This window comes from Aureitalea marina (assembly GCF_002943755.1).
Lineage (GTDB): Bacteria > Bacteroidota > Bacteroidia > Flavobacteriales > Flavobacteriaceae > Aureitalea > Aureitalea marina.
The window spans coordinates 1,262,332-1,289,000 of sequence record NZ_MQUB01000001.1 but is presented as its reverse complement, the minus strand read 5'-3'; the positions used below and the strand labels follow the sequence as shown (position 1 = coordinate 1,289,000).

Below are 26,669 nucleotides of genomic sequence, written 5' to 3'. Positions count from 1 at the left end.
TGTTTTTTTTTAACCGAGAAGGTCTTTGATCTGCCCGGCCAATTCCGTTCCAATTCGATCCTGTGCCTCCTTGGTAGCTGCGCCGATATGTGGACTGAGAGAGACTTTTTGATTCATCAGGACCTGAATGGCTGGTTTAGGCTCATTCTCGAAAGTATCGAGGGCTGCAAAGGCCAGCTTTTTGTTCTCAAGTGCTTCCACCAAGGCCACCTCGTCCAAAACTCCTCCACGAGCAGCATTGATAATAGCGGCTCCATCCTTCATCATAGCGATCTGTTCCCGGCCGATCACATAGTCCTTTTGAGCTGGAACGTGCAGGGAAAGGAAGTCACTCTTATTAAGCAGTTCGTTCAATTCGACTGTTTTGATGTTGAATGTGGCAGATTGCCCATCGAAGAAGTCCAATTCGATAGCAGCTTCATCGACAAAGCGATCGTGGGCCAAGACTGTCATTCCGCAGCCTATGGCGATCTTGGCAACCTCTTGACCAATTCGTCCGAATCCTACGATCCCCAAGGTTTTTCCTCGTAACTCTAGGCCTCCCGCATAGTTCTTTTTAAGATCCTTGAACTTGGTATCTCCATCCAGGGGCATGTTTCGGTTGGCGTCGAAGAGATATCGGACGCCGCCAAACAGGTGAGCAAAGACCAGTTCCGCGACTGAGGCCGACGAGGCTGCCGGGGTATTGATCACGTGAAGTCCCTTTTCCCGGGCGTAAGCCACATCGATGTTATCCATTCCAACACCACCACGACCGATCAACTTAAGGGAAGGACAGGCATCAATCAGATCTTGTCTGACCTGGGTTGCAGACCGCACCAAAATGGCATCGATCTGATTGTCGTTGATGTAATTTTCGAGTTGTTCCTGGGCCACTTTGGTTGTGATCACCTCATAGCCTGCGTGCTCCAGGGCATCTACCCCGCTTTGAGAAATTCCGTCGTTTGCCAGTATTTTCATTATTCAATTAAGATTTACGTTCAAATTCTTTCATTACATCCACCAGCACAGCGACACTGGCCGGTTCTAGGGCATTGTACATCGACGCCCGGTATCCACCAACACTGCGGTGTCCGTTCAGTCCGTTGATCCCGGCTTCTTGCCACATGCTGTCGAACATCTCCTTATTGGCGCCTTCGGCCAGGTTGAAAGTAGCGTTCATTAGGGACCGGTCTTCTTTGTTTTGGACAAAGCCCTGGAAGAGGGGGTTGCGATCGATCTCCTTATATAGCAGATCTGCTTTGTACTGGTTGATCTTTTCCATACCTGCAATCCCGCCCTGTTCATTCAACCATCTCAGGGTTAGCATGGATACGTAGACGGCAAATACGGAGGGTGTATTGAACATGCTATCCTTTCCTATATGCACCTGGTAGTCTAACATGGAAGGAATCTTCCGGTCTACCTGGCCCAGGATATCTTCTTTGACAATAACCAGGGTGGTCCCGGCCGGCCCCATATTCTTCTGGGCTCCCGCATAGATCAGATCGAACTGCTCAAAATCCAACTGCCGGGAGAATATATCACTGCTCATGTCACACACTAAAGGTGCATCAGTCTTTGGGAATTCTTTGATCTGAGTCCCAAAAATGGTGTTATTGCTGGTGCAGTGAAAATAATCCGCATCAGCAGGGATATCGTATCCTTTGGGGATGTAATTGAAGTTTTGATGCTTAGAGGAAGCTACTTCTGCTACCTCCCCAAAAATGGCGGCTTCTTTAATCGCCTTGGAGGACCAGGTCCCTGTGTTCAGGTAGGCCGCTTTACTTTTCATCAGGTTGTAGGCTACCATGAGGAATTCGGTACTTGCCCCACCTTGAAGGTAGAGAGCTTGGTAACCTTTTCCTTCCAGGCCAAGGTGCTGAAGGGCTAGTGTCCTTGCTTCTTCCATTACCGCTACAAATTCCTTGCTTCTGTGAGAGATCTCGATCAGGGAAAGATCCAGTTCATTGAAATTAAGAACGGCTTCTGAGGCTTGTCGTAGCACCGACTGCGGCAGTACGCAGGGGCCCGCACTGAAATTATGCTTTTTCATTTTCTGGTTTTTTAATTTCCATCACTTCATTCCGGCGAATTCCGCCCTAATGAGGTGTCCCGATTTAGGAAATACAAAGATGTGAATTACCCCCGATTAAGGGCCAGAAAATTGAGAAATTATCGGGAAGTATTCAACACGAAATCAACCGTGTCCACCCCGTCCGCATAATTATCCAGTCCAGGTTGCTGAGCCTGGCCAAAATCCAGGGCTCCATCCAGTTTTAAACCACTGACAACACACTGAATGTGTTCCTTGTCTTCCATAAGCTTATTCGCCAGTTGATCCTGGTTCTGGTAGCTCTCATGGAATACTACGCCAATGGGAGAACTGTAGCCCTCGTCCTGCTTTAACAGCATGAATTCGTTATCCAGCAAGGGTATATCGCTCATCAGGTAAACAGCCTTGTTGTAATCGTAATTGTTCATGTATTTATGATGATCGATCACAGATCGTTTGGAATACATGGCCTGGAAGAAGGCGTCAAAGTTGTAATTCTCAGGGACGAACAGCTTGGAAACATTGCGGCATCCCAAGCCAAAATAACGGAAGATGTCTTCAGCCAGACCTTCTAGCTGCTCACTTGTCTCGGTTCCGTCCAACACGGCTACACCATTCCTGTTCCGCCGGATGATATGGGGGTATCGTCCAAAATAGTAGTCAAAATATCGCGCTGTATTGTTGCTGCCAGTAGCAATAACCGCATCGAAGTCTTGTAATTTATCTTCTGTGAATTTTACTCGTCCTTTGAAAGCCGGTTCTACAGATTCCAGTATACTGACCAGGGCTGGAAGCAAGAACTTATCGTTGCGGGACTGCCGCATGTTCAAGTTTGATCCACTGATCAACACGGCGAGCAGATCGTGAAAACCTACCAAGGGTATATTTCCGGCAGCTACAACTCCGACCGTCTTATAATGCGGTGTTTTAGTAAATGTATAAGGGTCCGTCCAATTTTCCAGGTTGTCAATGGTGAGTAGCTGACCCCATTGCCTCAAGGCGAACAGTAAACTTTCCCGCTTAAACCAGCCATTGGCATGACTAGAGCGCTCCAAGGCCAGGTCTAGTTTCTCATCAGTCTCCCGATGATTGCCCTGGTTGGCATCCACATAATCTCTAAGCTGCTGGCCTAATAAGGAAAAGGCGTTAATTCTTTGTTGTAATTCCATAAGGTGTTTGCAGATAGAAGGACTAGGTCTTAAATTTGCGCAAAGTTAGAAGAAAAAGAAAAGTTATGGCCATCATTATCACCGACGAATGCATTAATTGCGGGGCTTGCGAGCCCGAGTGCCCGAATACCGCGATCTACGAAGGAGCAGACGATTGGCGTTACTCCGATGGTACGGACCTCAATGGTCAGATCGTTCTCCCCAATGGTAATGAGGTCAATGCGGATATAGTCCAGGAACCTGTAAGTGACGAGATCTATTATATCGTGCCAGATAAGTGCACCGAGTGTATGGGCTTCCATGAGGAGCCTCAATGTGCTGCTGTTTGCCCGGTAGATTGTTGTGTCCCTGACGAGGATAATGTGGAAACTGAAGAAGAATTGCTGGGGAAGCAGCGATTCATGCACAACGAATAACACATCCCGTAATTCCGAGTTTTTTGATTGCCGTGCCGGCTGAAGTACATCATTTTGTATTTTAGGGTCAGTGGTCTGGTGGCTTTCCATATTGGTCATAGTTTTAAGTGTCTATCTCGGAATTAGTATACTGTTGTACTATTTGCAGGAGTATTTCCTGTTCAAACCGGAGAAACTTCCACCCGAATTTGAATTCTATTATGAAAACCAGGAGGTTGATGAATATAACCTGGAGGCTCGGGATGGGGCTGTGATCAACGGTTTGCACTTTAAGGCGAAGAACCCCAGGGGCGTAGTATTGTACTTAAAGGGAAACTCAAAAAGCATCAAGGGATGGGGGAAATTTGCAGTGGATTTTACCCGGCATCAATACGATGTGATCATGGTCGATTACAGGGGCTTTGGTAAGAGCACAGGCAGGCGGACACAAAAGAACATCAAACACGACCTGCAATATGTGTATAACAAGATCAGAGAACGGGTCAGAGAAGAGTATATCATATTATATGGCCGTTCCCTGGGTTCCGGCTTTGCAACGAAACTGGCTTCGACCAACTCGCCTCGTATGTTGATTCTCGATGCACCTTATTACAGCCTGACCAAGGTCACCAAACGCTATCTCCCTTTCATGCCTTTGTCCCTGATCATGCGCTTTCCTATGCCTACCTACAAATGGATACAGTACGTGAAATGTCCGATCCATATCATCCATGGGACCAATGATAAGCTGATTCCCTTTAAAAGCAGCGTCAAGTTGTCGCGGATCAATTCGGAAAAGACCAGGCTATGGCCGGTTATAGGTGGAGGGCATAAAAACCTGCATACCTTCGAATCCTACCACCGGGTTATCCACGAGATCATGAATTACAAAAGGCAGCAGATCGATCTGAAATCTACCAGCCACCCGGAATCTCAAGATCAGCAGTATGGTTAGGAGGATCAGAAAAGGGATTTATTTTGGCGTTATTACCATGGGAATACTACTAGGAGGTCTTTATTTTTTTCAGGAATCGTTGATATTTCCTGCTCAAACACTGGAAGAGGATCATCTTTTCCAGCTGCAATCACCTTTTGAGGAGGGCTTCCTGGTTACCAGGGATGGCGCCAGACTGAACTACTTAAGACTGAAGGCGGAAGACCCGAGAGGGATCATTGTGTATTATCACGGTAATGGAGGTAGCCTGGAACGCTGGAAGGATCTGACCCAGCCCTTTACCGAGTTAGGTTGGGACGTTTTGGTCTGGGACTATCGCGGCTATGGGAAATCGACCGGAGAGCGAAGCTCTGAGGCCATGTACGATGATGCCCAGTTGATTTATGTCAAAGCTTTGGACTGGTACAGCGAGGAGCAGTTGCTGGTCTATGGTCGTTCTATGGGGACCACCTTCGCGACCTATGTTTCGGCTCGGAACTCGCCGTCAAGTCTGGTACTGGAATCGCCATTTTATAGCCTTAAATCATTGGTAAAGAATAAATATCCTATTTTACCTGTATACAGGCTTTTAAAGTATAATTTTCCGACGTATTCGTTTGCTTCTGGAGTGGGTTGTCCTATTCGGATTTTTCACGGAACACAAGACCGGGTAGTCCCGTCGGAACAAGGTGAAGCCTTGTGGCGAGAATTTCCAAAGAACAGCGAATTCATCCTCATAGAAGAGGGTGGTCACAATGACCTGGCGGAGTTCTCTATTTACCAGGATCGAATCCGGCAAATATTGCGATAGGATTTAGCGGTTGTCCTTCTTCGTTTTCTTCAATTTCTGCATTTTGTCTCCCCGCTTCTCCAGTTCCTGCTTGTTCTTTTCCATTTGCAGCCGTGTTTCTTCCTCCATTTGTTTTTTGCGCGCTTCGCTCTCCTTTCGTGCTTTCTCAAGTTGCATGGCTCTGGACTGTTCAATCTCCAGCTGTTGTTGGCGCTTAAGTTCCTCTATGGCCTTGGCGTTCTCGGCGTTGACTTTTTGGCTGGCATTCTCTGTAGTGGTACTTGCCGGATCATTGACCTTGAAGTCGTAGTTCGCATCCTCTGACGACTTGTTCTTCTCTAAAATGATCTTCGAATCTGTTTCTTTTGATTCAGTAGTGGTCTTAACCTCTGTGGTTACTCCTTTAGTTACGACGGTCTTGGTGACTGTTTCTTTTTGGACACCTTGAATTTCCTGGCTCCATCCATTGGTGAACAGCACGGAGGCAACCAGCAGTAGTAGTGTTGCTTTCATATATAACTAATTTATTGGCTATTGATTAGGTTGAATACAACTAATTTACAAAATCCCATTTGTTAAGAAGGCTATTGGCATCACTATTCGCTAGGATAGCTGTATATTTGCAGCCAAAATTTCAACACATGAAAGCAGGTATTGTTGGGTTGCCCAACGTTGGTAAGTCCACCTTGTTCAATTGTTTATCCAATGCTCGGGCTCAAAGCGCCAATTTTCCTTTCTGTACCATTGAGCCTAACGTTGGGGTTGTCAATGTGCCAGACAACCGCTTGCTGAAACTCGAGGAATTGGTCAACCCGCAGCGCGTGGTGCCTGCAACAGTAGAGATCGTGGATATTGCTGGATTGGTCAAGGGTGCAAGTAAAGGAGAGGGGCTCGGTAATCAATTCCTGGGCAATATCAGGGAAACCGATGCCATTATTCATGTATTGAGATGTTTTGACAATGACAATGTGGTTCACGTTGATGGCCGGGTTGATCCGATCAGCGATAAGGAGACGATAGACATCGAATTACAGTTAAAAGACTTGGAAACGGTCGAAAAACGCCTGGAAAAGGCGACTCGGGCGGCAAGGACAGGCGACAAAGAGGCGCTTAAAGAGAAAGAAGCCTTGGAAATAGTCAAATCCGGATTGGAATCCGGGATCTCAGTTCGGGCAATAGAGCTAACTCCTTCGCAAAGGGAAGAGTTCATAGCTCCCATTCAGTTGATCACGGACAAACCGGTCATGTACGTTTGCAATGTGGACGAATCTTCTGCTGCCTCTGGTAATGCATACGTGGAACAAGTACGAGAGGCTGTGAAACACGAGGATGCCGAGGTGATCTCTCTGGCTGTAGCTACTGAGGCTGATATTGCCGAATTGGACGACTACGAGGAAAGGCAGATCTTCCTGGATGATCTAGGATTGGAGGAGGCTGGTTCCTCCCGTTTGATCCGAAGTGCTTATAAGCTCCTGAAGCGACAGACCTATTTCACCGCAGGTGAGAAAGAGGTGCGCGCATGGACTATACCTGTGGGAGCGTCAGCTCCTCAGGCTGCGGGAGTTATACATACTGACTTCGAGAAAGGCTTTATACGTGCTGAGGTCATTGGTTATGATGACTATGTGCAGTTTGGAAGTGAAGCAAAGGTGAGGGAAGCCGGTAAATTATCGGTAGAAGGGAAGGACTATATCGTCCAGGACGGCGACGTTGTTCACTTCCGTTTTAACGTCTAATATTTCCATTTGTAAGGCCTAATTCTGCCCTATTTTCTTGTTTCACGTTCATTTCACAGTGAAGATTTTTTTGTCTCGCTGATGAAATTTGATCGGTTTTTTCCGTTCTCTTAATAGGAAAAAGCGTGTATTCGAGCCCTTAATTTTCTTAACAATTCAATGGGCTGCATTGTTAATTACTTTAGAGCTTGTTCGTTTTAATTTATTGACCGAACTTTTATATTAGCCCATATACCCCTAATCTATGGCCAAAGCCCAATATACCGAAGATAACATCCGTTCCCTGGACTGGAAAGAACACATCCGGATGCGGCCCGGTATGTACATCGGAAAGTTGGGAGATGGGTCCTCTCCGGACGACGGCATTTACATTCTTCTGAAAGAGGTCATAGATAACTGTATTGACGAATTCGTGATGGGCGCCGGAAAGACCATCGAGATCCGGATCAAGGACAATGAGGTCCGGGTGAGGGATTATGGCCGTGGCATTCCGCTGGGCAAGGTGGTGGATGTGGTTTCCAAGATGAACACTGGGGGGAAATACGATACACGTGCCTTCAAGAAGTCTGTGGGATTGAATGGGGTTGGAACCAAGGCTGTAAACGCACTTTCGTCTAATTTTCGTGTAGAATCCGTTCGTGACAACCAGATCAAGGTTGCAGAATTCGAATTGGGAGAGCTCATCAGTGATCCGGCTGTGGAGGATTCTTCCAAGCGTAAAGGGACCAAGGTATCCTTTGTGCCGGATCCCGGCATTTTCAAGAATTATCGCTATCGGCCTGAGTATGTGGTAAAGATGCTCAAGAATTACGTCTACCTGAACCCCGGTCTGACCATCGATTTTAACGGGGAGAAGTTCCAGAGTACGAATGGCCTGAAAGATCTGTTGGAAGATGATATGCCTGCAGAGCAAATGCTCTATCCCATAATTCACCTAAAGGGTAATGATATCGAAATAGCCCTCACGCACAGCCGTACCCAGTACAGTGAGGAGTATCACAGCTTTGTCAATGGGCAGCACACCACCCAGGGAGGGACTCATCAGGCGGCCTTTCGGGAGGGAATTGTAAAAACAGTACGTGAGTACTTTGGCCGTAACTACGATGCCAGTGACATCCGAAAATCCATTGTTGGGGCCATAAGCATCAAAGTGATGGAGCCGGTCTTTGAGAGTCAGACCAAGACTAAACTTGGTTCCACAGAAATGGGTGGAGGTTTGCCTACGGTTAGGACCTACATCAATGATTTCATCAAGACCCAACTGGATAATTATCTTCACAAGAACCCTGAAGTGGCAGAAAAGATCCAGAAAAAGATCGTCCAGGCCGAAAAAGAGCGGAAAGAACTTAGTGGAATTCGCAAACTGGCCAGGGAAAGAGCCAAAAAGGCGAGTCTTCATAACAAGAAGTTGCGGGATTGCCGGGTGCATTTGGGAGATAGTAAAAATGACAGGAGTTTGGAAACCACCCTCTTTATCACCGAGGGGGATTCCGCCAGTGGAAGTATTACCAAGAGCCGGGATGTGAATACCCAGGCGGTTTTCAGCCTTAAGGGGAAGCCCTTGAACAGCTATGGTCTAACCAAAAAGATCGTTTACGAGAACGAGGAATTCAACCTGTTGCAGGCCGCACTAAACATAGAGGAATCCCTGGAGGACCTGAGATACAACAACATCGTGATCGCTACGGATGCCGACGTGGATGGCATGCACATTCGTTTACTGTTGATCACTTTCTTTTTGCAATTTTTCCCAGAACTGATCAAAGAGGGGCACTTGTACATTTTGCAAACACCACTATTCCGGGTCAGGAATAAAAAAGAGACCATTTATTGCTATTCAGAGCAGGAACGGATAGACGCCATTGAAAAGCTAAAGCCCAAACCGGAGATCACCCGATTTAAGGGATTGGGCGAGATATCTCCGGACGAATTCCAGCACTTTATTGGGGAGGATATTCGCCTGGATCCGGTCATGCTGGACAAGGCCATGAGCATAGAGGAATTACTCAGTTTCTACATGGGAAAGAATACGCCGAACCGACAGGAATTCATTATCAATAATCTGAAAGTAGAACTGGACAAAGTTGAGGAATAATCCATGAGTGAAGAAATGGAGCATGAGACCCCGGAAGGGGAAGAGCAGGATCTAAGTGATCTGAATGGCCAGCCTACCGAAACCATCACCAGGGTAACGGGTATGTATCGGGATTGGTTCCTGGACTATGCCAGTTATGTGATCCTGGAGCGGGCGGTGCCGGCCATAGAGGATGGTTTTAAACCCGTACAGCGTCGTATCATGCACTCCATGAAGGACCTGGACGATGGGCGCTACAATAAGGTGGCCAATATTGTTGGGCACACCATGCAATACCATCCCCACGGAGATGCCAGTATAGGGGATGCAATGGTTCAGATCGGGCAGAAGGACCTGCTGATCGACACCCAGGGTAACTGGGGGAATATACTGACCGGTGACCGTGCAGCGGCATCTCGGTATATCGAGGCACGATTGTCCAAATTCGCCCTGGATGTGGTCTACAACCCCAAGATCACGCAGTGGCAGGCCTCTTATGATGGACGTAAAAAGGAGCCGATAAATCTTCCGGTAATGTTCCCGTTGCTGCTGGCGCAAGGAGCAGAAGGGATAGCGGTTGGGCTCTCTACCAAGATCTTACCTCACAATTTCATCGAATTGATCGATGCCTCGGTCAATCATCTGCAGGGCAAACGATTCAAGTTGATCCCGGACTTTCCGACCGGAGGGATCATGGATGCAACTGCCTATAATGATGGCTTAAGAGGGGGGAAGATCCGTAACAGAGCGAGGATCGCACAAAAAGACAAGAATACGCTGGTCATTACGGAGATCCCTTTTACAACCACTACATCCTCCCTGATCGATTCCATCATTAAGGCCAACGAGAAAGGGAAGATCAAGATCAAACGAATTGAGGACAACACCGCTGCCGAAGTAGAGATACTGGTTTACCTACCAAGTGGTATATCGCCAGACAAGACGATAGACGCTCTCTATGCCTTTACCAATTGCGAAGTATCCATCTCACCCTTGGGCTGCGTCATAGAGGACAACAAACCACTCTTTATCGGGGTTACCGATATGCTGATCCGATCTACCGACCGGACGGTCCAGCTTCTGAAGCAGGAACTGGAGATCCAGTTAGGAGAATTGGAGGACCAATGGCATTTTGCTTCCCTGGAGCGCATCTTTATCGAGAACCGCATCTATCGGGACATAGAAGAGGAGGAGACCTGGGAAGGAGTGATCAGAGCCATTGACAAAGGTCTGAAACCTCATATCAAGCATCTGAAACGTCCTGTAGTAGAGGAGGACATAGTACGGCTGACGGAGATCAGGATCAAACGGATCTCCAAATTTGATATTGATAAGGCCCAGCAGAAGATCGAGGCCCTGGAGGAGAAGATCGAAGAAGTGAAGCACAACCTGGCGGAGATCATCGCCTACTCCATTACTTATTTCAAGCGATTGAAGAAGGAATATGGCGCCGGCCGGGAACGCAAGACAGAGGTCAGGGTGTTTGAGGACATTCAGAAGACCAAGGTTGTGATCCGAAACACCAAGCTCTATGTGAACCGAGAGGAGGGCTTTATCGGAACCAGCATGCGGCGGGAAGAATACGTGGCCGATTGCAGTGATATAGATGATATCATTGTGTTTACCAAGGATGGGAAGATGATGGTTACTAAGGTGGATACCAAGACCTTTGTTGGGAAAGGGATCATTCATGTGGCCGTCTTTAAGAAGAAGGATAGCCGCACCATCTATAATATGATCTACAAAGATGGTACAAGAGGTTCTACCTATGTCAAGCGATTTGCTGTAACCGGAATCACCAGGGACAAGGAGTACAACCTCACGGCAGGGAATAAAGGCAGTAGGGTGCTATACTTCACGGCAAACCCCAATGGTGAAGCAGAGATCGTTACCGTGCTCCTGAGGCAGTCGGGTAGCATTAAGAAACTAAAATTTGACCTGGATTTTGCCGATCTAATGGTGAAAGGGAGAGGAGTCAAGGGGAATATCGTGACCAAATATGCCATCAAGCGCATCGAATTGAAGGAAAAGGGACTTTCTACCTTGAAACCCCGAAAGATCTGGTTTGACGATACAGTGCAACGCTTAAATGTGGACGGTAGAGGGGAATTACTGGGCGAGTTCACCAGCGAGGATCGCCTGTTGATGATCCGGCAAAATGGAATACTTAAAACGGCCATACCGGAACTGACCATGCACTTTGACAATGATCTCATCGTCTTGGAAAAATGGGAACCAACAAAAGCAGTTTCAGCAATTTATTGGGAAGGGGATCGGCAACTGTTCTACATCAAGCGCTTCTTGATCGAGAATCCCGAGCGTGACGAACTGATTATCACGGATCACCCCAAATCTCAACTGGAAGGGGTTTACACAGATCACAGGCCTGTGGTTGAGGTCGTCTTTGTGAAAGAAAGAGGCAAGGAGAGAAGGGACAACCTGGAAGTGGTCATCGAGGATTTCATTTCGATCAAAGGAATAAGTGCGATGGGGAACCAGTTGACCAAATACAAGGTCTTGGAGATCAATCAAAAGGATTCCCTGCCTTATGAGCCGCCTGAGCCGCCTAAAATGGAGGATATTGAAGTGGTGGACGAGGAAGCTATTGAGAGTCCCGCTCCTGCAGAGGACAATAAAGGCTCGGACGACCCTCCGGCAGCTGATCCTGAAGGTCAGATCCAGTTGTTCTAATCCTTAATTTCATGAAGCAATTCTTCAACGAATTCAAAGAGTTTGCCATCAAAGGCAATGTGGTAGATATGGCCATTGGTATTGTTATTGGTACCGCCTTTAATAAAGTGGTCAGTGTCCTGGTAAAGAATATCATCTCTCCGCCGCTAATGATCCTCACCAGTCAGCTCAACTATGAGGACCAAAAGATCGTTTTAAAGGAGGCAACGGAAAGCTATGGTGAGATCGCCATTGGTTATGGGGTCTTCGTGGAGGCCGTAGTGGATTTTATCATCATTGCCTTGGCGATATTCCTGGTGATCAAATTCATGAATCGTATTCGGAATAAGGCGGAAGATCCAACTGATGTGGAGGTTAAAACTCCCAAGGAGATCGAGTTGCTGTCTCGGATCGAAGCTTTAATGGAAGAGCAGAACAAAATTCTGCAACAGGGTCAGAAATCGTCTTGATTCACCAGCGGATCAGTGAGCCCAAAAAGAGCCTGGTTGTCCTGAACGAAGTCTTCAATTGTATTAAAAAAATTGTCGATGTCAACTATGCTATTCTGCCCATTTACAGTAACTAAGCGAATAAATTCATCCCCATCAAACGAGCCATATCCCACCAAAAGTCTGGACTGCTCATACAGGGCTGTACACAGGGTAGGTGCATCGATCCCTTTATAGTTAAAACAGACCGATACGGAGTCCGGGAAGCTGAATAAGGTGTAATCCGGGTGGTTCTCGATGTAGTTCCTGGCATGATCGGCGAGATCGAATTGATGGTTCACCAACTGCTCAAGACCAGTGGTTCCAACTCGTTTCCAGAGCGTCCATAGTTTCAGTGCGTCATTGCGCCTACCGCATTGCAAACTGGTCTTGCCCAGGTTAAATTCGTCCCTATCCGTCTGATAGAGATAGGCTGCATCGTTGGAAAAGGAATTGTACAACATGTCCTGATCTCTTACCAGCAACAAGGAACAGGAGAGTGGTGTGCCTAGCATTTTATGGGCATTAAGGCTAAATGAGTCGGCTTTTTCAATGCCCTGGATCAGATGCTTATATTTTTTACTCAAAAGGACCGATCCGCAATAGGCTCCATCCACGTGTAACCAGATATTGTACTCCCTGCAGGTTTGGGCAACCTCTTCTATAGGGTCAAACGAGCCCAGGACGGTGGTCCCGGCTGTCAAATTGACCAGGACAGGCAAATAACCGGCATTAATATCCTTTTCAATCTGATCTTTTAGCGCCTTAGGTTGTATCCTGCCTTGTTCGTCGCAGCTGATGTAGCGTACCTGTTCCCGCCCAATACCACAGAAAGCAGCGTTCTTGGGAACGCTGTAATGGGATTCGGCCGAGGTGTAGACCGTCATCTTGTTCTTAATGCCATCAAATGGGACACTGGGATTACGGCTGTCCCTGGCCATGATCATCCCCATAAGGTTCGTCATAGAACCACCTGGGCCAAAAGTACCACCTCCCTGACCCCAGCCGATTACACGGTTTAAGGTGTTGATGATCACCTTCTCCACACCCACCTGTGGTCCTGCAGCTTTGTAGGTATACATACTGTTGTTCAGCATTACGGCCAGGAGATCCCCCAAAACGGCATCGGGGTTTCGGCCTCCAAAGAGTTGATTGAAGAATCCCGGGGTGGCGGTCTTGGGTGTATACTCCAACAAACGACTTAATGATTCCTGATAATCCGCATCCGCCATGGGTTCTTCGGATAGATTCAGGTCCAATTGATCGTATAATTCAGAGGCTGGCAAATAAGGAGCGACCGCGTATTGATCTTCTTTTTGAAGCATGAGGTTGGCCAACTGCTGAAAAAGTTCCAGCGTCCGAGCCATGGATAGGGTATTGTTGTCGGGCATATTCAAATATACAAAAGGCGTTTACTTGGACGGAATAGAGCAATATTCATTACACTAACCGGCCTGTTTTTCCACTATTTCCGCCGCCTGAGGCTGAGGTTCAGCTCCGTTCTTATTCTTGCGGTAGCGCATATTGATAAATTCAATGAACAGAGAGAAAGAAATAGTAAAGTAGAGATATCCCTTAGGAATGGCGCCTACTTCGTTCCCGAAGACCACCAAATGCGCCAGGTGAGCAGACTCAGCGATAAGCATGAATCCGATCAGGATCAAGAAAGCCATTCCCAGAAGCTGTACTGTTGGATGTTGGTTGACGAATCGGCCAACGGGATGGGCAAAGACCATCATGATGATCACAGACACCACCACTGCGATTACCATAATGACCAGAGCGTCTGTAGGAGATTCTCCTATCCCGTTAGTCATACCTACAGCGGTCAGGATGGAATCAAAGGAAAATACGATGTTTATCAAGGTAATTTGCACGATAGCTTGGAAAAGGGAGGTCGATCGCTTTTTTTCAACCTGCTGCTGGTCATGGCCCTTGTTTTCTACCTTTTCATGAATTTCAGTGGTACTCTTATACAGCAGAAAAAGTCCACCTGCGAATAGGATCAGGCTCTGCCCGCTAATACCTCCGGTGATCCAGGATAGGTCAATATACCAAAAGGGCTCTTCCATGGCTGTTAGCCAGGTTATACCAAATAAAAGGGCCACCCGGATCAGCATGGCCATTAACAATCCTATGTTGGTCGCTTTCTTTTGCTGCTTGGCGGGAAGCTTGCTGCTTGCCAGGGAAATAAAGATGATGTTGTCAATACCCAGGACGATCTCCAGGAAAGTTAGGGTCAGCAAGGCCATTAAGGCATCAGGAGTGGCTAAAATATCAAACATTACTAATGGTATTGTTCAGAAATAGTACTATTTACGGTCATTTATTGGTCGACAGGCCGATTGGACTGGGATTCATCCACTTTGCGGGCGGTGCCACGCTCTTTACGGTCCTGTCCCACCACATTGTATTCGAAAGTATAAAAAGGGCCGTCTGTGGACAGGATTTTCATATGTATGGCTTTCTCCTCGGCCATATTTCTGGGGTTATTCTTCTTGACGATGTACTCGCAATCATTGATCCAACGAATAGCTGAGGTGTCTGCTTTTCCTTGGAAATAGTCAATTTCGATGCTATCATTGCGCACAAATGTGGTGGTAAGCATTTCCGTGCCCACTAATGCCTCAAATTGGAAGGTTCCGGTCTTGAAGTCTGTACAATTGCGCTCGGTTTGGTAACAGGAGCCCAGTAAAAAAATTAGAGCAGAAGCGAATAGAGCGTGTGTGAGTTTCATCGGAAACGAATTTCCGAATTTTTTGGAACAATTTAATCCCTATCGTAGGCTTTAAAGCTGCCGTCCTTGAAAAAGATGACGATCCGCTCGATCTGGGAGTCTGAGATCAGTCCTTCTTTTTTTTGATGGTACTTGTTTCCTTCGGATTCTGTTGGGGTCATATCCATGGAAATAGAATCGGTAGACCTGATAGCTTCATTTTTTTCAGCAGGAAATTTTCCGGTCCCGTTCATCAACCAATACAAGTCTACCTCGGGGAAGTGGGAGAGGAGTTTCATCACAAAATCCAAACTGGGTTTATTTCTACCTGAAAGCAGGTGGGAAATGGTAGAGCGATTTACCTCCAATTTATCGGCCAAAGAGGTGGCGGATAACTGGTAATAATCCAGTATTATATGGAGTCGTTTGGCAAAATCCTGGCTGTTGACCATTGTAATTTATAAATCGATCAAATTGTGTTTACAAATGTAGAGTATTTTAGCGTAATGCTCTGAAATCACTCCTAGATAAATAAACTTATAATTGAAATAAAGTTATTTATATAACTGAAAAACAATTATATAATAATTAATAATATTTGACATGGTGATTTTATAATGAACGTAATGCGAATTTGTTTACATATGTACACAAAACTAGTTCAATTTAATGTTTACAATTGTAAACTTACTCTTATTTACTTTTGTAAACGATGAACAGTAAGGATCAAATCCGCCAGCGCTATCACAGCGTTTTAGAACCCACTTTATCTGGACGATATTTACCTCTTGCTAGCCTTGATCCACTCCTCGAAAAACACAAGGATTGGGTTGACATCCAGCAGCTCGGAACCTCGGTGTCAGGTCGCTCCATCCATGGCATGAAGATCGGGAGAGGAAAGCGTGTTATTTTGGGTTGGTCCCAGATGCACGGAAATGAATCGACCACAACACGGGCTTGTTTCGATCTGCTTGCTTATCTAAAACGCTTCCGGGATGAGGATGTACTGGTTAGTCATTTCCTCTCAGAGTTTACTTTTTGCCTTATTCCAGTGCTCAATCCGGATGGGGCAGAGGCATATACCCGTGAGAATTACAATTCCGTCGATCTAAACAGGGATGCCGTAGACTTGAGTCAACCGGAAAGTCAGGTGTTAAGGAGTTGGTTTGATGAGTTAGAGCCTGAGCTCTGCCTGAATTTACACGGGCAAAGGAGTATTTACGGCATGGATGACGGAAACCCTTCTATCATATCGTTTTTGGCCCCTGCTGCGGATCAAAACAAGAGTAGGACAGCTGCCAGGCTGCAGGCCATGGATAAGATCGGGCAGATGGCGGGCGTCCTGAATAGGTTACATCCTGGATGCATTGGGCTCTATGATGATGGTTTCAATCCTAACTGTGTTGGAGATACCTTCCAGGCCATAGGAATACCAACTATACTATTTGAAGCCGGGCACTTTCCCGGGGATTACAACCGGGATGGGAGCAGAGAGCTCATCTTTCTCGCTTTGATGCAGCTGTTCGGTCTCTTGCCATCAACATTTCCCTCTTCAGTAGTCAACTATGATGATCTTCCAAGGCATAGTCAGAATTTTCGAGATCTCATCCTTAGAAATGTAGGTAGTAAAAGTGGTGGACTTGTTGATATGGCATTACAATTAGAGGAAGAACTGGTGGATGGCCGTATTCGCTTTGTCAAACAGCTCGATCAGATGGGTGAGTTAAGTGGGTTATTTGGTCATTTTGAGGTGGATTTGAAGGGCGAGTCTATTTTGATAAATTCTCACGAAAACGTTTTCGTAGGTGATAAAGTGTTAACAATTCACCGTCAATCTGACAATAAATTGATGATTTTTTTACAAATACCTTAGTTTCTTAAATGGAAACCTAGTATTTTTGAGGCTAAATTAAAGCCCATGGCCAAGTTTAAATTAGACGAGACCGATCATCACATTCTGGACATGTTGATCGAGAATACCAGAACCCCTTTTACGGATATTGCTAAAAGACTTGGCATTTCTGCCGGAACAGTACACGTCAGGGTGAAGAAGATGGAAGAGGCAGGGATCATTACCGGGTCCTCTTTAATGCTGGATTATAAAAAATTGGGCTATTCCTTTATCGCCTATGTTGGGATATTTCTACAAAAGACATCCCAAACCCAGTTCGTACTGGAGCGGATCAACGCGATCCCCTTTATTACTGTTGCCCATGTAACCACGGGTAAATTCAATATTTTCTGTAAGGTCAGGGCAAGAGATACGAGCCACGCCAAGGAGATCATCTATATGATAGACGATATAGACGGGGTTACCAGGACGGAGACCATGATCTCGCTTGAAGAGAGCATCAATGACAAAAAACGTCTGATGCACTCCATTTTCCAGGAAATCTAAACGATACTAATTACTTTCCTCTTTTAGAGTGTTGGAATCGACATTCTCTTTAGGAGGTTCCGCTACTGCACTGTTGTCTTGATCTTCCAGGTCAAAAGCGGCCATGGAGGAAGCTAGTCTAGAGCTCACTTTGACCAGATAAATGGTGTCTTCAGTTCGTACCTCGACGGCTTCGATTGTATCATTCCTGGAATTCTTAAAGACAATGATATGTTTGTCGTCGTATCCGTCGGGATAGCGACTTACCAATAGGGTTAGGATTTCGGGGGTTAACTTCTTATAGTCGACAATAATTCGCTTCATGGCACTGCAGACTAATTGGTTAGTACCTTAAAGCTAAGAAAAAATGCGCTTAGAACTTTAGATTTAAGTTAAGTTGCTGTTATAGTATTCGAAGGCCTGGGAGAGTAGTTCTTGAGGAACCTGCTGGTCTAGGGCTATTTCTCCGAAGTTGGATAGGAGCACAAAGTTGATCTGACCATTCCTGTTTTTCTTGTCGTGTTTCATGTATTCCGTGATCAGGGCTTGCTCATCAAGGTTGAAAGGGCGCATGGGATAATGACTGGACAGGTACTCAATGATCTCCATTGCAGCCGCATTCGGAAAGCATTTCAACTTCATGGAGATATAAACCTCCAGTATCATTCCAATTGCTATGGCTTCACCGTGAAGCAGTGGCCCCGGTTGTCCTCGCTTTCCAGGCAATGGGTCTCTATGGCATGACCTAGTGTATGGCCAAAATTCAACGCCTTTCTAATGCCTTTTTCTGTTGGATCTTCCGTGACGATCTGATCCTTGATCACAACAGATTCCAGGATCAGTTTCTCACTAAGGCCAAGATCATTGACGTCAAATTCTTTGACCGCATTCCAATAATCGGCAGAATGGATCAAACCATGCTTAAACATTTCGGCCTGTCCGGACAGTAATTGATCCTGATCTAGAGTGCTTAGAAAGCCGGGATCGATCAATACAAATTCTGGTTCTCTGATGATTCCGACCTGGTTCTTTAGATTACCCAGATCCACTCCATTCTTGCCTCCTATGGAAGCATCGACCATAGCGAGTAGAGAAGTAGGAATGTTCACAAACCGAATTCCTCGCTGGTAAGTGCTGGCTACGAAGCCTCCCATATCTGTCACTACACCGCCTCCTAGATTGACCAACACACTGGATCGGTCGGCACCTAGATCCGAGAGGGAGTTCCACAACTCTAGGCAGGTATCTAGGTTTTTATGTTTTTCTCCTGCTGGTACAGTCAGGATCTCCAAGCGAGAACTGTCTAATCGGGACAGCTTGTAGAAAAGGTCCAGGCAGTCTCTTTGGGTATTGGTGTCGGTAAGCAGAAAGCAGCGACCCACCTTATCGGAGTTCAGGAGCCCCACCAATCGATCCCAACCTTCGGACCGGAAATGGACATTTTTAACTTGACTTGTTTCGGGCTTCATATGGAAGGAGAAATTTGGCCTTAGAATTACGTTCAAAACTAATATTTTTGTGAGGAAGACAAGCACACATGATCCCAAAAACCTTATTCGAAGATACAGAGACCGCTTTCTCATTGAAAAGTGACTCAGAATTGGAAAGAGCCTATTTTCTCTTCAAAATGATCTCTAAGGAGCCCCTGGTTCGTATAGGAACCTCTGTGACCAAGTTTGCCCTTAACGTCAATCTGCCTGTTGAAGGGCTAATCCGATCTACTGTATTTGATCATTTCTGCGGAGGGGTGAGTGAAGACGACTGTGCATCGACCGTAGAAAAACTAGCCGGAGTGGATGTGTATTCGGTATTGGATTATTCGGTAGAAGGCAAGGAGGAAGAGCAGCAGTTTGACCGCACCTTGGATAAGGTCATGGAACTCACCAGGCACGCCAAAGACAACCCCAACATGCCTTTTGCCGTCTTTAAACCAACCGGTTTTGGCCGGTTTGCCATTTGGCAGAAGGTTTCGGAAGGAGGGGAGCTGAGTTCCGAAGAAAAGGCAGAATGGGAGCGGATAGTAGCCCGCTACGATACCATATGTGCGGAGGCTGTACGATGTGATGTCGTCCTGCTGATAGACGGAGAAGAGTCCTGGATGCAACAGGCAGCCGACGATCTATGCGAGGCCATGATGCAGAAGTACAACAAGGAAAAGCCCATTGTATACAATACGCTTCAGTGCTACCGCTGGGACCGTTTAGCCTATCTGAAGGAGATACATCAGCGAGCGCGGGAGAACAACTATCATCTGGGCTTTAAGATCGTCAGAGGGGCTTATATGGAGAAAGAGAACGACAGGGCCGAAGCCAAGGGATATCCTACTCCAATTTGTGGCAGTAAATCCGAGACAGACGAGCACTTTAACCAGGTGATGCGCTATATACTGGACAATCTATCCGAGATCGGTCTATTTTTGGGTACACACAATGAGCTCAGTACTTATCTGGCCATGGAGAGAATGAAGGAAATGGGACTGAATGAGAACGACAAACAGGTGTGGTTTGGGCAGTTATTTGGGATGAGTGACCACATCAGTTATAATTTGGCCAAAGCGGGCTATAATGTGGCCAAATACATTCCTTTTGGCCCGGTTAAGGATGTCATGCCTTATTTGATCCGAAGAGCGGAGGAGAATACTTCTGTTGCTGGCCAGACCAACCGGGAGTTGGATCTGCTAAAACGGGAAAAGCAGAGGAGGGGTATTTAGAAAACCACCCGGAACACTTCCAATGGTAATAACTCCCCAGTTAAACTTCAATTAGATCCCGGGCGGTTTCACTCCACAAATCTTAGCCTTATACGATTGAAAATCAAGGTCATGCTCTGTGTATTCAAGAAAGGTAAATGACACTTCTTGAATATCGATTGGCACTTTTGTTATAACTACCTAATAAACAGGTAGTTGAGTTTCTGTGGATTATCATACACCTAGAATTTGGTTTAAACGGTAGAGTTTCTTCGTAGTTTTATTCTGTCTTCACACCACACTGACCTGCTTTCTAAATCGTAAAAGATGAGAACCATCCTCCTATCATTATGGATGTTGGCCGGTTTGTGTCAACTTTCCTATGCGCAACAAGCGGAATCCCTTGATCAATTATCTGACGAACAACTCCTGACCATGTTCGATGAGGTTATACAGGACAGCCTGGCTGCCGAGCGTGTTGCCCGCATCTACCTGGATAGGGCCAGGAAAGAGAAAGACACCATTAAGATGGCCAGGGGCTATGATCGATTGGCACGTATATTCTCGCTGGAGCGGAATATTCAATTTGCTGATAGCGTCATTACCCTTACAGCTGATCTAAACCATATCACCTATCCGGCACTTGGTTATATTTTGCGTGGTTATAATTTTCAATTGGGTGATGACTTAGTCAATTGTACTAGGAATTATTTGGAAGCTTATAAACTTTCCATTCAGAATGAAAATAGTCTTCAACAGGTGTATTTACTTGATAAACTAATCTATAAGAAAGCTATTTGGGGCAATAGAATAGAGGCTTTGAAGCTCCAGAAACGTCGTGATGAATTAGTTCAGGACAAAAACTATATCGAGAAACTTAGGTCTGCGAATCGAATCGGAGTTGAATTTGATGTAGAAGAAATACTCTTGAACGATTTTATAGTAAGTTCCGAAAATTATGCATTCATCTATTACAATATGAGGAGGTTAGACTCTGCTCGCGTCTATTTAAAAGAAGCATTAAAGTTATTGGAAAATTATAAAGGTGAACACCTTGATTATCATCGAAATTGGGTAATCGAGTTTCAAATGGAATTAGAGTATATAGCAGAGAATTATAAGGAATCAATACGAATTGGTGATAGCATAATAAGTGGTGGGACGGGTATTTATATGTCCTCAAGTTTATTTAACGCATATATGATTGCCGGATTATCTAGAACCAAAATGCTTAATAATTACGAATCTGGATTAACGATGATGCTTAAGGCCGATTCAATCTTCTCGACCGAAAAAATTAGAATTCAACCGTATAAACGGGAGTTGTTTGATACACTTCTTGGGTATTACAGATCAATTGATGATGATAAGAGCCAGATGAAATATTTGAGTAGACTGATCACTTTCGACAGTATTATGAGGGTTAACTATCAGTATTTTGAGCCTGAGTTGATCAAGGAGCTGGAAACGAACGAATTGATTGCTCAAAAACAGGAATTATTGGCTCGTTTAAATCGGAACAAGCGCGTCAATGGGATCAAGATCGGGGTTTTGTTTGGCTTCGTCTTGCTGAGTTGCTGGGCCCTCGTATATTACTATCGCAAACATGTCCTTTATCGCAAACGATACGAGAGCTTGAAGAGTAATTCGGGCCCTACAGCCAGAAAATCAAAGATGAGAAGGCAGGAAATATCCGATGAGGTGATACGGGAAATTCTGGACCGATTGGAACAGTTTGAACGCAAGAAAGCCTATTTGTCCGCGGACATCTCCTTAAACAGTATAGCCCGTTCCTTCGGCACCAATGCCAAGTATTTGTCTTCGGTGATTAACCTGAATAAGGGAAAGAACTTTTCACAGTATATCAACTCACTTAGAACACAGTACGCCTTTGACAGGCTGCGTGAGGATAGGATGTTCCAGAGATATACCATTCGAGCGGTCGCTGGCGAGTCCGGCTTTAATCGGGCAGAATCCTTTTCTAAAGCCTTTTACCGAAATTTCGGAATCTATCCCTCGTATTACATCAAGAAATTGGAAAAGGACGAACTTAAGACGACTCCTAATCCTGCAGAACCGCTTGCAGATTAAAGACCCGGGCCTCTTCACTGCAATTCTCTACTTTAAATTGTATCAACTGTTCGCGGGAGTTGCCACTGACCCAATAGATCCTGCAGCTGTCCAGGCTAGTCTGGCTTTTGGAGAAATCTACATCTCCAGTTTTGAGAACATGGCCTACGTCCGAGGTATCCATATGCATTTGCCTCAGAGTCAATAAGCTGGCAGAATCTACCACCAATTTCTTAGTCCGGATATTCTTTAAGGTACGTGCTGTTGGGCCGTAATCGCAAGAAGCGCGCTTGCCTCCCAGGAAAAAGAGAAGCAGGATCATACCAATGAGAAAACCCCCGCCAAAATAGGCCAGTCTATGGATCAGTTTCATCTCAAAATATAAGCAGGTTGATGTCCCGATAGGGCAGATCGAACCACTCGGCTACAGCCTTGTGGGTCAATATTCCGCGGTACATATAGAGTCCATTCTTTAGGCCAGGTTCGAAACGAATAGCCTCTTCCAGCCCTCCGCACTCCCCGATATCCAATAGATAGGGGGTGAAGATGTTGCTCAAGGAGACCGAGGCTGACCGGGGATAGCGAGCAGGAATGTTGGGAACCCCATAATGGATGACCTCGTGGTTGACCATGGTTGGTTGGTCGTGAGTGGTGATGACGGTGGTTTCAAAGCAACCTCCCATATCCACACTTACATCAATGACTATGGCGCCCTTTTTCATGGACATCACCATTTCTTCCGTGACAATAATAGGTGATCTGTTCTTTCCTCTCACGGCCCCAATGGCCACATCACATCGCCGTAGTGCTTTAAAAAGATTCTTGGGCTGAATGGTCGAAGTGTATAAGGGGAAGCCAACCTTGGTTTGCAACTTCCTCAATTTGGTGATGGAGCTGTCGAATACCCTGACATTAGCCCCAAGTCCTAAGGCGGAGCGTACAGCAAATTCACCGACGGTGCCAGCGCCAATAACAACTACCTCTACGGGGGAACGCCACCGATATTTCCAAACAGGAGACCGTTACCGGCCGGGTCGTTGGCCATAAGCTCGGCGGCGATCAGCACAGATGCCGTTCCGGCCAATTCGCTGAGGGCTTTTACTGCGGGAAAACTCCCATCTTCATCTTGTATGAACTCAAAGCCCAGTGCTGTAATTTTTTTGTCGGCCAGGGTTTCGAAATAGTCCCTGTTCTGCGTTTTTAGTTGCAGTGCCGAAATAAGGACGGTGTTGGGCTGAATACGCTCCAGTTCCTCCAGGGTAGGGGGTTCTACTTTCAGCAGCATGGGGCAGTCAAAGACCTTTTGGGTGTCTTGGGTAACCTCGGCCCCGTTCTCGCTATACTCTTGGTCGCTAAAACCCGCATTGGCTCCGGCTCCGCTTTCTATCAGTACACCGTGACCATTCGCTACAATAGCAGCTACGGCGTCTGGGGTTAGGCAGATCCGTTTTTCCTGGAAGTGATTTTCTTTGGGCAGCCCGATCAGCAAACGGCCTTTCTGACGGCTGATCTCCAGGGTTTCCTCCTGGGGTAAGAGCTGAGCTTTGGTAAAAGGAGAGCGTTGTTGTTCCACTGGCCTGGGCTTGACAACTACAAGTTAAGGAATAAAAGCAAAAGAACTATTACTGGAAGAGGTCTTTAAGTTGTCCCCACATGTTTTTTTGAGTACCCAATTCTTCTTCGAAACTTTGTAAATCATTTCCTCTAATTTTGGAGAACAGTTTTGCTCTGATAAGATAAACAGCGGGGATTAGGATGGCCATCAAAGGGATCAAATAAAAAATTTCATCCACGTCATAGTGGCCTCCACTTTCTCGTATTAATCCCCAAAGTTGGAAACTATACATTGTAATAGGAGCAAGAATGATCCAGTGCCACCAGTGCTTGCACGTAAAGAACCAAATGAAAAGAAGATATAAGGGAACCAATTTACCCACCAGAAACCAAGCATAGGTAAACCAATCAGCAAAGCTCGTAGATAGAGTAAAAAAAGGAGTCTCCCAGATTTGTGTTTCCGGGAAACTCTTGTATGAATAGAACAAAAAGGGTGATATCGCTATCATTAATACGATTATCCCCCTAATGCTAACGATTTACTAGCCGTAAACTGGTGGTTTGACTTTGTCTTTGTCGACTTGTTGTTCGGTTTGTTCATCTTCGATACTCTCCGGTGTGCAAGACATGCAGAAGGTCGCTCCAAGAATCGCAACGATAAATAGGTACTTTGATAGTTTCATAATACTTGTTTGTTTGTGAGGTTATTATTACAAACCTATTACGAAAAAAAACAAGTATATCAAAATTGTTAGCCGTATTTTGTATAGTTTACCCTATACTCAAACTATCCGACCAAATTTCCGATAGATAAGGGGGCTTACAAAATGCGGATCCTATTGGGGAATCTCATTACAATTCTAGTTCACTGACAACATCTTTAATGTTCTACTTCCGTTATCGTTGGTTGTTATTTCCATTCTAACATAAGGAGGTTCTATCAGGCTTTCTATCCGCTCCGGCCATTCGATCATGTTCCAATCGCCTGATTCCAAGTACTCTTCCATTCCTATGTCTAAGGCTTCACTTACGTCACCTATACGATAAAAGTCGAAGTGATAAAGTGGTCCGTCGTCAGTTTTATGCTCATTTACGATGGCGAACGTCGGACTGCTTAACTCTTCTTCGACTCCTAGCTTCCTGGCCAATTCTTTGATCAGTGTGGTTTTACCCGTACCCATTTCCCCGTAAAAAAGCAGGTTCTTGTAGGTAATTTCTGAAAGTATTTTCCTGGCCAAATCTGGAAGGTCTTTCAGCGTATAGGTGTACTTCATATGCTAGGCCTCTGAACAAATATATAAAAAAATCGATTAGAAGTCGAAAAAATCGACAAAAAGCATTAGGATGCGTAAATACTTACAAAAAAACTATCTAGGATCCAATACAGCGAATGGAATGATCATTTCTTCCAAAGAAACACCACCGTGTTGGTAGGTATTGCGGTAATAACTGACATAATGATTGTAGTTATTTGGATAGGCGAAGAAGAGATCTCCCTTGGCAAAAATATAGGAGCTACTCATGTTAATGGAAGGAAGATGGATGGATTTTGGATTTTTAGCCGCGAGAACATCCTTACCCTCATAGGTAAGACTCTTACCTGTCTTGTAGCGCAGATTGAGACTGGTGTTCTTGTCGCCGATCACCTTGGATGGTTGTTTGACATTGATGGTACCGTGATCTGTAGTCAGGATCAACCGGAATCCGAGCTGAGCCGCCTGCATGATGATGTCCATCAACGGAGAGTTCTTGAACCAACTTTGAGTTAAGGATCGATATGACTTGTCGGTAGAGGCCAGTTCTTTGATCACCTCCATTTCGGTTTTGGAGTGAGACAGCATATCCACAAAGTTATACACCACTACCGTCAGATCCTCTTGTTTATGAGACTTAAAGCTCTCTGCTAGTTTTTTACCTTGTCTTAAACTGGATATTTTGTGATAGGACCAATTTAAATTGAGACCCAATCGGTTTAGCTGCGCTTCCAGGAATTGGGCTTCATACATATTCTTGCCTCCTCCATCTGTATCATTGAGCCATAACTTCGGGTGCAGTCGTTCCATTTCACTGGGCATCAATCCAGAAAAAATGGCATTTCGGGCATATTGAGTGGCGGTAGGGAGAATACTGCAGAACATTTCTTCTTCCCGCTTTTGATAGGCATTGGTCAAAAAGGGCTCAAAGGCCTTCCACTGGTCATACCTTAAATTGTCCACCACGATCAACAACGTTGGACTTCCCTTTTGAAGCTGGGGTACGATCCATTCCTTAAATAAGGTATGGGACATCACAGGTGCATCGGCATTGGAACCAAACCAATCTGGATAATGCTTATCAATGAATTTGCAGAATTGAATATTGGCCTCGGTCTTCTGAGATTCCAGGATCTCGAACATACCGCTGTCCTCGATATCCTCTAATTGTAATTCCCAATAGACCAATTTCTGGTAAAGCTCAGCCCATTCCTCAAAACTGCTTACCATGGATAATTCCATGGCGATCTTTCTGAATTCCTGTTGATAAGAAGAGGTGGTCTTTTCAGAGACCAGCCTGGAGTGGTCCAGGTTCTTCTTTAAGCTGAGCAGGATCTGGTTGGGGTTGACGGGCTTGATCAGGTAATCTGCGATCTTGGCGCCAATGGCCTCTTCCATGATGTATTCCTCTTCACTTTTGGTGATCATAACCACCGGTAGGGATGCTTCTTGCTCCTTGATCTCGGACAAGGTTTCCAGACCAGTTAGCCCGGGCATATTCTCGTCCAGGAAAACAATGTCAAATCGTTCGGATTTTATCTCCTCCAGAGCCTCAGTACCACTTTGGGCCGTGGTTACCTGGTAGTTCTTGTTCTCCAGAAATATGATGTGGGGTTTTAGTAGGTCGATCTCGTCGTCTACCCAGAGTACTTTTATATCGCGCATTGTCTATCTTTGTTTGAAGCTATTGCAGGTGAGTCTATCAAAAATACTTCCGAA

25 protein-coding genes and 1 pseudogene are annotated in these 26,669 nt (G+C 45.6%); 11 read left to right on the top strand and 15 right to left on the bottom strand.

Features of this window, described 5'->3' with window-relative positions:
* Nucleotides 1–9 precede the first annotated feature (9 nt).
* The 3 genes from BST85_RS05865 to BST85_RS05855 all read right to left on the bottom strand — a co-directional run bounded on the left by BST85_RS05865 (nt 10) and on the right by BST85_RS05855 (nt 3,204).
* Entirely contained in the window at nt 10–960 is a 951-nt protein-coding gene (locus BST85_RS05865) for a D-2-hydroxyacid dehydrogenase (protein WP_104812402.1), read from the bottom strand.
* 7 nt (nt 961–967) lie between these two features.
* The gene (gene serC / locus BST85_RS05860; protein WP_104812401.1) at nt 968–2,035 is read right to left on the bottom strand and encodes a 3-phosphoserine/phosphohydroxythreonine transaminase; all 1,068 of its coding nucleotides are present in this window, start codon (nt 2,033–2,035) and stop codon (nt 968–970) included.
* A 119-nt stretch (nt 2,036–2,154) separates the two neighbouring features.
* On the bottom strand, nt 2,155–3,204 hold the full coding sequence (locus BST85_RS05855; RefSeq protein WP_104812400.1) for an acyl-CoA reductase: 1,050 nt from the start codon (nt 3,202–3,204) through the stop codon (nt 2,155–2,157).
* A 65-nt stretch (nt 3,205–3,269) separates the two neighbouring features.
* On the opposite strand from BST85_RS05855, the gene BST85_RS05850 reads away from it, so the two are divergent.
* The 3 genes from BST85_RS05850 to BST85_RS05840 all read left to right on the top strand — a co-directional run bounded on the left by BST85_RS05850 (nt 3,270) and on the right by BST85_RS05840 (nt 5,344).
* Entirely contained in the window at nt 3,270–3,620 is a 351-nt protein-coding gene (locus tag BST85_RS05850) for a 4Fe-4S dicluster domain-containing protein (protein ID WP_104812399.1), read from the top strand.
* Between the two features lie 70 nt (nt 3,621–3,690).
* Nucleotides 3,691–4,554, top strand: a complete 864-nt coding sequence (locus BST85_RS05845; protein WP_104812398.1) for an alpha/beta hydrolase — start codon at nt 3,691–3,693, stop codon at nt 4,552–4,554.
* A complete protein-coding gene (locus BST85_RS05840; protein WP_104812397.1) occupies nt 4,547–5,344 on the top strand; it encodes an alpha/beta hydrolase in 798 nt (265 codons plus the stop codon). Before BST85_RS05845 ends, BST85_RS05840 begins: the two co-directional genes overlap by 8 nt.
* A 3-nt stretch (nt 5,345–5,347) precedes the next feature.
* Here BST85_RS05840 and BST85_RS05835 read toward each other — a convergent pair whose 3' ends face one another.
* On the bottom strand, nt 5,348–5,836 hold the full coding sequence (locus tag BST85_RS05835; protein WP_104812396.1) for a hypothetical protein: 489 nt from the start codon (nt 5,834–5,836) through the stop codon (nt 5,348–5,350).
* A gap of 128 nt (nt 5,837–5,964) precedes the next feature.
* Between BST85_RS05835 and ychF the strand changes: the two genes are divergently transcribed.
* The 4 genes from ychF (at nt 5,965) to mscL (ending at nt 12,273) form a co-directional block, all read left to right on the top strand.
* Nucleotides 5,965–7,059, top strand: a complete 1,095-nt coding sequence (gene ychF, locus BST85_RS05830) for a redox-regulated ATPase YchF (RefSeq protein WP_104812395.1) — start codon at nt 5,965–5,967, stop codon at nt 7,057–7,059.
* A 244-nt stretch (nt 7,060–7,303) separates the two neighbouring features.
* Complete coding sequence (locus BST85_RS05825; protein WP_104812394.1) at nt 7,304–9,154, top strand: DNA topoisomerase IV subunit B; 1,851 nt, start codon at nt 7,304–7,306, stop codon at nt 9,152–9,154.
* 3 nt (nt 9,155–9,157) lie between these two features.
* Complete coding sequence (locus BST85_RS05820; protein WP_104812393.1) at nt 9,158–11,824, top strand: DNA gyrase/topoisomerase IV subunit A; 2,667 nt, start codon at nt 9,158–9,160, stop codon at nt 11,822–11,824.
* A gap of 11 nt (nt 11,825–11,835) precedes the next feature.
* Nucleotides 11,836–12,273: a large-conductance mechanosensitive channel protein MscL gene (gene mscL, locus BST85_RS05815; RefSeq protein ID WP_104812392.1), complete on the top strand. Its 438-nt coding sequence runs from the start codon at nt 11,836–11,838 to the stop codon at nt 12,271–12,273.
* On the opposite strand, the gene BST85_RS05810 is transcribed toward mscL, so the two are convergent.
* From BST85_RS05810 to BST85_RS05795, 4 genes are all read right to left on the bottom strand, one after another.
* Complete coding sequence (locus BST85_RS05810) at nt 12,258–13,658, bottom strand: pyridoxal phosphate-dependent decarboxylase family protein (protein WP_104813918.1); 1,401 nt, start codon at nt 13,656–13,658, stop codon at nt 12,258–12,260. The genes mscL and BST85_RS05810 overlap by 16 nt on opposite strands.
* Nucleotides 13,659–13,736: 78 nt before the next feature.
* Nucleotides 13,737–14,576, bottom strand: a complete 840-nt coding sequence (locus tag BST85_RS05805; RefSeq protein WP_104812391.1) for a TerC family protein — start codon at nt 14,574–14,576, stop codon at nt 13,737–13,739.
* A 41-nt stretch (nt 14,577–14,617) separates the two neighbouring features.
* Nucleotides 14,618–15,028 (bottom strand): DNA topoisomerase IV, encoded by a 411-nt coding sequence (locus tag BST85_RS05800; RefSeq protein WP_104812390.1) that lies wholly within the window; start codon nt 15,026–15,028, stop codon nt 14,618–14,620.
* 32 nt (nt 15,029–15,060) lie between these two features.
* On the bottom strand, nt 15,061–15,459 hold the full coding sequence (locus BST85_RS05795; protein WP_104812389.1) for a helix-turn-helix domain-containing protein: 399 nt from the start codon (nt 15,457–15,459) through the stop codon (nt 15,061–15,063).
* Nucleotides 15,460–15,719: 260 nt separating this feature from the next.
* On the opposite strand from BST85_RS05795, the gene BST85_RS05790 reads away from it, so the two are divergent.
* Both BST85_RS05790 and BST85_RS05785 read left to right on the top strand, forming a co-directional pair.
* Nucleotides 15,720–16,880, top strand: coding sequence for a M14 family zinc carboxypeptidase (locus BST85_RS05790; RefSeq protein WP_104812388.1), 1,161 nt, complete (start codon nt 15,720–15,722; stop codon nt 16,878–16,880).
* A 45-nt stretch (nt 16,881–16,925) separates the two neighbouring features.
* The gene (locus tag BST85_RS05785) at nt 16,926–17,405 is read left to right on the top strand and encodes an Lrp/AsnC family transcriptional regulator (RefSeq protein ID WP_104812387.1); all 480 of its coding nucleotides are present in this window, start codon (nt 16,926–16,928) and stop codon (nt 17,403–17,405) included.
* Nucleotides 17,406–17,411: 6 nt separating this feature from the next.
* Here BST85_RS05785 and BST85_RS05780 read toward each other — a convergent pair whose 3' ends face one another.
* The 3 genes from BST85_RS05780 to BST85_RS05775 form a co-directional block, all read right to left on the bottom strand.
* Nucleotides 17,412–17,708, bottom strand: a complete 297-nt coding sequence (locus tag BST85_RS05780) for a hypothetical protein (protein WP_104812386.1) — start codon at nt 17,706–17,708, stop codon at nt 17,412–17,414.
* Between the two features lie 63 nt (nt 17,709–17,771).
* Nucleotides 17,772–18,050: a dehydroquinate synthase/iron-containing alcohol dehydrogenase family protein gene (locus BST85_RS14575; protein ID WP_281259692.1), complete on the bottom strand. Its 279-nt coding sequence runs from the start codon at nt 18,048–18,050 to the stop codon at nt 17,772–17,774.
* 8 nt (nt 18,051–18,058) lie between these two features.
* A complete protein-coding gene (locus tag BST85_RS05775; protein WP_281259691.1) occupies nt 18,059–18,853 on the bottom strand; it encodes a 3-dehydroquinate synthase in 795 nt (264 codons plus the stop codon).
* Between the two features lie 68 nt (nt 18,854–18,921).
* On the opposite strand from BST85_RS05775, the gene BST85_RS05770 reads away from it, so the two are divergent.
* Together BST85_RS05770 and BST85_RS05765 are read left to right on the top strand one after the other, a co-directional pair.
* The gene (locus BST85_RS05770; RefSeq protein ID WP_104812385.1) at nt 18,922–20,094 is read left to right on the top strand and encodes a proline dehydrogenase family protein; all 1,173 of its coding nucleotides are present in this window, start codon (nt 18,922–18,924) and stop codon (nt 20,092–20,094) included.
* A 306-nt stretch (nt 20,095–20,400) separates the two neighbouring features.
* The gene (locus tag BST85_RS05765; protein ID WP_104812384.1) at nt 20,401–22,164 is read left to right on the top strand and encodes a helix-turn-helix domain-containing protein; all 1,764 of its coding nucleotides are present in this window, start codon (nt 20,401–20,403) and stop codon (nt 22,162–22,164) included.
* Here the strand turns inward: BST85_RS05765 and BST85_RS05760 are convergent.
* The 4 genes and pseudogenes from BST85_RS05760 to porX all read right to left on the bottom strand — a co-directional run bounded on the left by BST85_RS05760 (nt 22,136) and on the right by porX (nt 26,615).
* Nucleotides 22,136–22,516 carry a hypothetical protein gene (locus BST85_RS05760; protein ID WP_104812383.1) on the bottom strand — a complete coding sequence of 127 codons (381 nt, stop codon included), beginning with the start codon at nt 22,514–22,516 and terminating at the stop codon, nt 22,136–22,138. The two genes, BST85_RS05765 and BST85_RS05760, sit on opposite strands and share 29 nt — an antisense overlap.
* Before the next feature lies 1 nt (nt 22,517).
* Nucleotides 22,518–23,716: pseudogene (locus tag BST85_RS05755) on the bottom strand (alanine dehydrogenase).
* Between the two features lie 841 nt (nt 23,717–24,557).
* Entirely contained in the window at nt 24,558–24,971 is a 414-nt protein-coding gene (gene tsaE, locus BST85_RS05745; RefSeq protein ID WP_104812382.1) for a tRNA (adenosine(37)-N6)-threonylcarbamoyltransferase complex ATPase subunit type 1 TsaE, read from the bottom strand.
* 93 nt (nt 24,972–25,064) lie between these two features.
* On the bottom strand, nt 25,065–26,615 hold the full coding sequence (porX, locus tag BST85_RS05740; RefSeq protein WP_104812381.1) for a T9SS response regulator signal transducer PorX: 1,551 nt from the start codon (nt 26,613–26,615) through the stop codon (nt 25,065–25,067).
* Nucleotides 26,616–26,669 lie beyond the last annotated feature (54 nt).

Bases quoted from the DNA above. Each gene is read 5' to 3' on its own strand.
- porX (WP_104812381.1), bottom strand. From the start codon at position 26,615: ATGCGCGATATAAAAGTACTCTGGGTAGACGACGAGATCGACCTACTA.
- BST85_RS05805 (WP_104812391.1), bottom strand. From the start codon at position 14,576: ATGTTTGATATTTTAGCCACTCCTGATGCCTTAATGGCCTTGCTGACC.
- BST85_RS05850 (WP_104812399.1), top strand. From the start codon at position 3,270: ATGGCCATCATTATCACCGACGAATGCATTAATTGCGGGGCTTGCGAG.
- BST85_RS05865 (WP_104812402.1), bottom strand. From the start codon at position 960: ATGAAAATACTGGCAAACGACGGAATTTCTCAAAGCGGGGTAGATGCC.
- BST85_RS05840 (WP_104812397.1), top strand. From the start codon at position 4,547: ATGGTTAGGAGGATCAGAAAAGGGATTTATTTTGGCGTTATTACCATG.
- BST85_RS14575 (WP_281259692.1), bottom strand. From the start codon at position 18,050: ATGATACTGGAGGTTTATATCTCCATGAAGTTGAAATGCTTTCCGAAT.
- BST85_RS05800 (WP_104812390.1), bottom strand. From the start codon at position 15,028: ATGAAACTCACACACGCTCTATTCGCTTCTGCTCTAATTTTTTTACTG.
- ychF (WP_104812395.1), top strand. From the start codon at position 5,965: ATGAAAGCAGGTATTGTTGGGTTGCCCAACGTTGGTAAGTCCACCTTG.
- tsaE (WP_104812382.1), bottom strand. From the start codon at position 24,971: ATGAAGTACACCTATACGCTGAAAGACCTTCCAGATTTGGCCAGGAAA.
- BST85_RS05795 (WP_104812389.1), bottom strand. From the start codon at position 15,459: ATGGTCAACAGCCAGGATTTTGCCAAACGACTCCATATAATACTGGAT.
- BST85_RS05780 (WP_104812386.1), bottom strand. From the start codon at position 17,708: ATGAAGCGAATTATTGTCGACTATAAGAAGTTAACCCCCGAAATCCTA.
- BST85_RS05855 (WP_104812400.1), bottom strand. From the start codon at position 3,204: ATGGAATTACAACAAAGAATTAACGCCTTTTCCTTATTAGGCCAGCAG.
- BST85_RS05775 (WP_281259691.1), bottom strand. From the start codon at position 18,853: ATGAAGCCCGAAACAAGTCAAGTTAAAAATGTCCATTTCCGGTCCGAA.
- BST85_RS05770 (WP_104812385.1), top strand. From the start codon at position 18,922: ATGATCCCAAAAACCTTATTCGAAGATACAGAGACCGCTTTCTCATTG.
- BST85_RS05760 (WP_104812383.1), bottom strand. From the start codon at position 22,516: ATGAAACTGATCCATAGACTGGCCTATTTTGGCGGGGGTTTTCTCATT.
- BST85_RS05810 (WP_104813918.1), bottom strand. From the start codon at position 13,658: ATGGCTCGGACGCTGGAACTTTTTCAGCAGTTGGCCAACCTCATGCTT.
- BST85_RS05790 (WP_104812388.1), top strand. From the start codon at position 15,720: ATGAACAGTAAGGATCAAATCCGCCAGCGCTATCACAGCGTTTTAGAA.
- BST85_RS05825 (WP_104812394.1), top strand. From the start codon at position 7,304: ATGGCCAAAGCCCAATATACCGAAGATAACATCCGTTCCCTGGACTGG.
- BST85_RS05765 (WP_104812384.1), top strand. From the start codon at position 20,401: ATGAGAACCATCCTCCTATCATTATGGATGTTGGCCGGTTTGTGTCAA.
- serC (WP_104812401.1), bottom strand. From the start codon at position 2,035: ATGAAAAAGCATAATTTCAGTGCGGGCCCCTGCGTACTGCCGCAGTCG.
- mscL (WP_104812392.1), top strand. From the start codon at position 11,836: ATGAAGCAATTCTTCAACGAATTCAAAGAGTTTGCCATCAAAGGCAAT.
- BST85_RS05820 (WP_104812393.1), top strand. From the start codon at position 9,158: ATGAGTGAAGAAATGGAGCATGAGACCCCGGAAGGGGAAGAGCAGGAT.
- BST85_RS05835 (WP_104812396.1), bottom strand. From the start codon at position 5,836: ATGAAAGCAACACTACTACTGCTGGTTGCCTCCGTGCTGTTCACCAAT.
- BST85_RS05785 (WP_104812387.1), top strand. From the start codon at position 16,926: ATGGCCAAGTTTAAATTAGACGAGACCGATCATCACATTCTGGACATG.